Source organism: Mesorhizobium sp. M7A.F.Ca.ET.027.03.2.1, from assembly GCF_003999175.1.
GTDB lineage: Bacteria > Pseudomonadota > Alphaproteobacteria > Rhizobiales > Rhizobiaceae > Mesorhizobium.
This window is the reverse complement of the sequence record NZ_RZOM01000283.1, coordinates 1-6,199: the sequence shown is the minus strand read 5'-3', so window position 1 is coordinate 6,199 and position 6,199 is coordinate 1. Positions and strand designations below refer to the sequence as shown.

Genomic DNA, 6,199 nt, shown 5'->3' with positions numbered 1-6,199 from the left:
GGTTAGAACGACGCGTCGGCCGTCGCCTTCGGCCTTGTTGCGGGTGATGAATTTGCGGCCCTCGAGCGCCTTGATGATGCGCGTCAGGCTGGGCGGCAAAACCGAGGCGCGGTCGGCGAGTTCCGTCGCCTCGACCGGGCCGGCTTCGCTCAGCACGCGCAGCACGCGCCATTGCTGTTCGGTCACGTCATGCGCCGCAAGCATCGGCCGAAACCGCGCCATCACCGCTTCGCGGGCATGAAGCAGCGCCATTGGCAGAGAACGACGGGTGTTTTCAGGCAGCAAGAAAAAGAGCCTCCCACGCTTGCGATCGAAAACAGGCCTTCCCTCAGCCGAATCCGCCTGCCAGGGCCCGTTCCTGCCATCCCGTATCGTTGCGCCAAGGCCGATGCAAGACTTGACTTCGTCGGCGTTGCATGTAATTAACGCGTTAACTACAACAAAAGCAATAGACCAGGGAAACGCCGTGCCTCACTTCTCCATCGAGTATTCAGCCAATCTCGATGCCAAGGTCGATATGGGCGAATTGTGCGCGCTGGTGTTGCGCACCGTGCTGGATACCGGGCTGTTCGAGACCGGCGCCGTGCGGGTGCGGGCCTTTCGCGCCGAGGCCTATGCCCTTGCCGACAGCCTGCCGGAAAACGCCTTTCTCGACATGTCGTTTCGCATCGGCACCGGCCGCAGCCCTGATGAGAAGAAGCGGACCGGCGAAGCCGTCTTCGCGGCGGTGAGCGAATATCTCGCCGGGCTGTTCGAGACCCCGCATTTCGCCCTGTCGCTCGAAATCCGGGAAATCGACCCGGAGCTGAGTTGGAAGAGAAACGCAATCCACCCGCGACTGCGCGGCAAGTGACGGAACCCGACATGTCCGACCTGCAAGGCAATCTGAACAAGGCCGAGGCCTATCTGGCCCGCTTCAGGCGCGACGGCGTGTTGAACCAGATCGGCGGCGAGGCGGTGCCGGCGCTCGACGGCGCGACGTTCGAAACGCTGTCGCCGGTCGACCTGAAGCCGCTGGCCAAGGTCGCGCGCGGCGGAGCCGCCGACATCGACCGCGCCGCCAAGGCGGCGAAGGCGGCGTTCCCGGCCTGGGCCGCCATGCCGGGCGAAGCGCGCAAGAAGCTGCTGCACAAAATCGCCGACGCGATCGAAGCGCGCGCCGAGGAGATCGCCTTCGTCGAATGCATGGACACCGGCCAGGCGCTGAAATTCATGGCCAAGGCGGCGTTGCGCGGTGCCGAGAATTTCCGCTTCTTCGCCGACCGCGCGCCCGAAGCGCGCGACGGCGAAACACTGCGGACCACCGGCCAGGTCAACCTGACCACAAGGGTGCCGATCGGCCCGGTCGGCATCATCACGCCGTGGAACACGCCGTTCATGCTCTCGACCTGGAAGATCGCGCCGGCGCTGGCGGCCGGCTGCACCGTCGTTCATAAGCCGGCTGAATTCTCGCCGCTGACAGCCCGCCTGCTGGTCGAGATCGCCGAGGAGGCCGGCCTGCCGAAAGGCGTCTGGAACCTGGTCAACGGTCTTGGTGAAGATGCCGGCAAGGCGCTGACCGAGCATCCCGACATCAAGGCGATCGGCTTTGTCGGCGAAAGCCGCACCGGTTCGATGATCATGAAACAAGGCGCCGACACGCTGAAGCGCGTGCATTTCGAGCTTGGCGGCAAGAACCCGGTGATCGTCTTTGCCGACGCCGATCTCGAGCGCGCCGCCGACGCCGCCGTATTCATGATCTATTCGCTGAATGGCGAACGCTGCACCTCGTCGTCGCGGCTGCTAGTCGAAGCCTCGGTCTATGAGAGCTTCACCGCCAAGGTTGCCGAAAGGGCGAAGCGCATCGTCGTCGGCCACCCCCTCGATCCGAAAACGGTGGTCGGACCACTGATCCATCCGGTGCACGAAAAGAAGGTGCTGTCCTATATCGACATCGGCAGGTCGGAGGGGGCCACGCTCGCCGTCGGCGGCGGCAAGGTCGACGGACCGGGCGGCGGCTGCTATGTCGGCCCGACCCTGTTCACCAACGTCTCCAACGGCATGCGCATCGCGCAGGAGGAGATTTTCGGGCCGGTGCTGAGCGCCATTCCGTTTGGCGACGAAGCCGAGGCACTAGCGCTCGCCAACGACACGCAATACGGCCTGACCGGCTATCTCTGGACCTCGGACGTCACCCGCGCCTTCCGCTTCACAGACGCGCTCGATGCCGGCATGATCTGGGTCAATTCCGAGAATGTGCGCCATTTGCCGACCCCGTTCGGCGGCGTCAAGAATTCCGGCATCGGCCGCGACGGCGGCGATCACTCCTTCGACTTCTACATGGAGACGAAGAACGTAGCCTTCGCTACGACCGCGCACGCGATCCAGAAACTTGGCGGCTGACCGGAGGAAATCAGATGCCCTTGCCCAAGGCCAATCTCTACCCCGCCTTCAACATCGTGCGCCTCAGCCATGTCGAGCTGGCCGTCACCGACCTCGCCAAATCCCGCGCCTTTTATGTCGATACGCTCGGCCTGCAGGTCACCGACGAGACATCAGACACCATTTATCTGCGGGCGCTGGAGGAGCGCGGGCACCATTGCATCGTGCTGAAGAAGGCGGCCACGGCAGAAGCGCGCGACCTTGGCTTCAAGGTCTTCTCGGATGAAGACCTCGACAAGGCAGTGCATTTCTTCAAGGACAAGGGCCTGCCGGTGGAGTGGGTCGAGCGGCCCTACCAGTCGCGCACCTTCCGGACGCGCGATCCGCACGGCATACCGCTCGAATTCTACGCCCAGATGAAGCGGCTGGCGCCGATCCACCAGAAATATGCGCTCTACAAGGGCGTCAAGCCGCTGCGCATCGATCACTTCAATTGCTTCTCGCCCAATGTCGACGAGTCGGTCGCCTTCTACAACGAGCTCGGTTTTCGCGTTACCGAATACACCGAGGATGCCAGCAGCGGAAAGCTGTGGGCGGCGTGGACGCACCGCAAGGGCGGCGTGCACGACATCGCCTTCACCAACGGCATCGGGCCGCGCCTGCACCACGTCGCCTTCTGGGTGCCGACACCGCTCAACATCATCGATCTGCTCGACCTGATGGCAACGACCGGTTATCTCGCAAACATCGAACGCGGCCCCGGCCGGCACGGCATCTCCAACGCTTTCTTCCTCTATGTCCGTGATCCCGACAACCACCGCATCGAGATCTACTGTTCGGATTACCAGACGGTCGATCCGGACCTCGAGCCGATCAAATGGGACCTCAAGGACCCGCAGCGCCAGACGCTGTGGGGCGCGCCGGCGCCGAAAAGCTGGTTCGAGGAAGGCAGTGTGTTTGCTGGCGCAGAGGCACGCCAGCCGGATTTGGCGGCTTCGCCGATCATTGCGCCTTAGTGGGATTCTAATCAATGTCAGCGTTCCGTCACGCCCCCTCGCCCACCACCATCGCCGGAGCCGCAGCATGAACCCCGCACGGCTCACCACCTTCACCGTCGGCGGCAAGGCGCGCTATGGCGCGATCACGAGCAAGGGCGTTATCGACCTGTCGGCTCGTTACGGCCAGTGGCCGACGCTGCGTGAAGTGATCGAGGCCGGCGCCTTGCGGCGGCTGGCGGAAGCGGCCGAGGCCTTCGCCCCAGATTTCCCGCTCGACGCCATCGCCTATGAAATCCCGATCCCGTCACCGGAAAAGATCATCTGCGTCGGCGTCAACTACCCCGACCGCAACGAGGAGTACAAGGACGGCCAGGCGGCGCCCTCCAACCCGTCGCTGTTCATCCGCTTTCCCTGCTCCTTCGTCGGCCATGGCGCGTCGCTGGTGCGGCCGCCGGAATCACCGCAGCTCGACTATGAGGGCGAAATCGTCATCGTCATCGGCAAGGCTGGCCGGCGCATTGCCGAGGCCGACGCGCTTGGCCATATCGCGGCGCTGTCGCTGTGCAACGAGGGCACCATCCGCGACTGGGTGCGGCATGCCAAGTTCAACGTCACGCAAGGCAAGAATTTCGACCGCAGCGGCTCTATCGGCCCATGGCTGGTGCCGTTTACCGGCGAGGCGCAGATCGCCGACATCGCGCTGACCACCCGCGTCAATGGCGAGTTGCGCCAGCAGGACCGCACCAGCCGGATGATTTTTTCCTTCCGCAGGATCATCAACTACATCTCGACCTTCACCACGCTGGTGCCGGGCGATATCATCGTCACCGGCACGCCGACGGGTGCTGGCGCCCGCTTCGAGCCGCCGATCTGGCTGAAGCCCGGCGACGTGATCGAGGTGGAGGCCGAGGGCATCGGCGTGCTCAGAAACGGTGTCGTCGACGAGGAAGCGCAATGACCCCGGATCAAGTGGAAGACGCCGCGGCACGGCTGTTCGAGGCCGAGCGGTCGCGCCGCCAGATCCGTCTGCTCAGCCTCGATTTTCCCGATGCGACGATGGAGGACGCCTACCGCGTGCAAGCGGCGCTGGTGACGCGCAAGATCGATACCGGGCTGAAGCCGAAGGGCTGGAAGATCGGGCTGACATCGAAGGCAATGCAGTACGCGCTTGCCATCGACACGCCGGATTCGGGCGTGCTGTTCGACGACATGTTCTTCCATGACGGCGCGACGGTGCCGGCCGGCCGCTTCATCCAGCCGCGCGTCGAGGCCGAGATCGCCTTCGTCATGAAGGCGCCGCTGAAAGGCCCCGGCGTGACCATCTCCGACGTGCTCCACGCCACCGACTACATCACACCGGCGCTGGAAATCCTCGATACGCGCATCGAGCGCGTCAATGCCGAGACGAAGAAGGTGCGCACCTTCTTCGACACGATTTCCGACAATGCCGCCAATGCCGGCATCGTCATCGGCGGCCGGCGGCAACGTCCTGATGAGGCCGACATGCGCTGGATCGGTGCCATCGTCTCGCGCAACGCCGAGGTCGAGGAAACCGGGCTCGGCGCCGGCGTGCTCAACCACCCGGCCATGGGCATCGCCTGGCTGGCGGACAGGCTCGCCCGCTACGGCATGTCGATCGCGGCTGGCGAGGTGGTGCTCTCTGGATCGTTCGTGCGCCCGGTCGAGGCGCGGCCCGGCGACACGATCGTCGCCGATTTCGGCAGTTCGGGCACGGTCAGCATCCATTTCGCGAAGGGCTGATGACCCGCCAGTTCTTATTGATCGGCCCTATTCGCCACGCAGATAGGCAATCACCACATCGGCTGCGATGGCCGACATACGCTGGCCGACATCCCTGGTGATGTCGCCTTCGACGCGGCTCTGCACCCAACCGAGGAAAGCAAAGGCACGCAACGCCGAAAACAGCGGCAGCGCGGCGATGTCGCGCGCGGTCAGTGCCCGCTCCTGCCGATAGCCCTCGAGCAAAGCGGCCTCGATCAGCGGATAGATCGCCTCATCGCGGTTCTGGTAGAGCGCGACGGCAAGGTCGTACATGTGCCAGCCATGGCCGCAATCGTCGAAGTCGATGATGCGGATCGCGCCGTCATGGACGAGCACGTTCTCGCGCACCAGATCGGCGTGGATGATGCCGAAATTGCGGGCGCTGCGTTCATGCTCCGACAGCGCCTTCACGGCCTTTTCCCGCGCCTGGAAAACCAGCTCGCGATGAGGGCCGTCGAGGAAGGGCGAGGTCTCGAAGCGGCCCCAATTCGGGTTCGCGCCGAAGAAGCCATCGAAATCCCAGGCATGGCGGGCAAAGCCGGACGGAGGCGCCCAGGCAGACGTGACATTGTGCATGTGGGCGATGGTTCGGCCCATCGCGGTAAAGACCCGTCTTGCCTGCTCGGGCGTAAAATCCAGCGGCACGCCTCGCGCACCGACGGCGCGGCCTTCCAGCCAGCTCAGGCAATCGACTTGCCGGGGTTGCATTGAGGCGTTCGCGCTGACAAGCACGAACAGATCGCCGGCCGGCGTGGCGACCGCAGATGGCGTGGCGATGCCGGCCGATTGCAGAAAACCCATCCATTGCAGTTCCGAGCGCAAGGCGGCGTCCGTGTGATAGCCAAGCCGGTGAATGCGCATGGCGGCCGGCTGGCCATCGGGCAAGCGGATCCGGAAAACCGCGTTCTCGCGGAATTTCAGCAGCTCCGGCTCACCCTCACGAATGCCCCAATGTTCGAGCGCGCGCTTGGCAAGCTCGGTGACATCGGCTGCCGTCTCGGGCTCGGATTGCGTGGAAACAGCGTTCACGCCTTCACTCCGCCGACTTCACCCAGCAC

The 6,199-nt window shown here is 64.3% G+C and carries 7 protein-coding genes; 5 read left to right on the top strand and 2 right to left on the bottom strand.

Annotation, left to right across the window (positions count from 1 at the left end; translation table 11 throughout):
- A partial coding sequence (gene hpaR / locus EN750_RS14570) for a homoprotocatechuate degradation operon regulator HpaR (protein ID WP_245482709.1) occupies window positions 1-252 on the bottom strand: 252 nt, incomplete at its 3' end.
- Between the two features lie 214 nt (window positions 253-466).
- On the opposite strand from hpaR, the gene EN750_RS14565 reads away from it, so the two are divergent.
- The 5 genes from EN750_RS14565 (at window position 467) to hpaH (ending at window position 5,120) form a co-directional block, all read left to right on the top strand.
- The gene (locus EN750_RS14565; protein ID WP_127396829.1) at window positions 467-853 is read left to right on the top strand and encodes a 5-carboxymethyl-2-hydroxymuconate Delta-isomerase; all 387 of its coding nucleotides are present in this window, start codon (window positions 467-469) and stop codon (window positions 851-853) included.
- 11 nt (window positions 854-864) lie between these two features.
- The gene (gene hpaE / locus EN750_RS14560) at window positions 865-2,382 is read left to right on the top strand and encodes a 5-carboxymethyl-2-hydroxymuconate semialdehyde dehydrogenase (protein ID WP_127396828.1); all 1,518 of its coding nucleotides are present in this window, start codon (window positions 865-867) and stop codon (window positions 2,380-2,382) included.
- Between the two features lie 14 nt (window positions 2,383-2,396).
- Entirely contained in the window at window positions 2,397-3,377 is a 981-nt protein-coding gene (gene hpaD, locus EN750_RS14555; RefSeq protein WP_127396827.1) for a 3,4-dihydroxyphenylacetate 2,3-dioxygenase, read from the top strand.
- Window positions 3,378-3,444: 67 nt separating this feature from the next.
- On the top strand, window positions 3,445-4,317 hold the full coding sequence (locus EN750_RS14550) for a fumarylacetoacetate hydrolase family protein (protein ID WP_127396826.1): 873 nt from the start codon (window positions 3,445-3,447) through the stop codon (window positions 4,315-4,317).
- Window positions 4,314-5,120 (top strand): 2-oxo-hept-4-ene-1,7-dioate hydratase, encoded by an 807-nt coding sequence (gene hpaH, locus EN750_RS14545; RefSeq protein ID WP_127396825.1) that lies wholly within the window; start codon window positions 4,314-4,316, stop codon window positions 5,118-5,120. Before EN750_RS14550 ends, hpaH begins: the two co-directional genes overlap by 4 nt.
- Window positions 5,121-5,147: 27 nt before the next feature.
- On the opposite strand, the gene EN750_RS14540 is transcribed toward hpaH, so the two are convergent.
- Window positions 5,148-6,170, bottom strand: a complete 1,023-nt coding sequence (locus EN750_RS14540; RefSeq protein ID WP_127396824.1) for a phosphotransferase — start codon at window positions 6,168-6,170, stop codon at window positions 5,148-5,150.
- Window positions 6,171-6,199: the final 29 nt, after the last annotated feature.

Bases quoted from the DNA above. Each gene is read 5' to 3' on its own strand.
- EN750_RS14550 (WP_127396826.1), top strand. From the start codon at position 3,445: ATGAACCCCGCACGGCTCACCACCTTCACCGTCGGCGGCAAGGCGCGC.
- hpaH (WP_127396825.1), top strand. From the start codon at position 4,314: ATGACCCCGGATCAAGTGGAAGACGCCGCGGCACGGCTGTTCGAGGCC.
- hpaD (WP_127396827.1), top strand. From the start codon at position 2,397: ATGCCCTTGCCCAAGGCCAATCTCTACCCCGCCTTCAACATCGTGCGC.
- hpaE (WP_127396828.1), top strand. From the start codon at position 865: ATGTCCGACCTGCAAGGCAATCTGAACAAGGCCGAGGCCTATCTGGCC.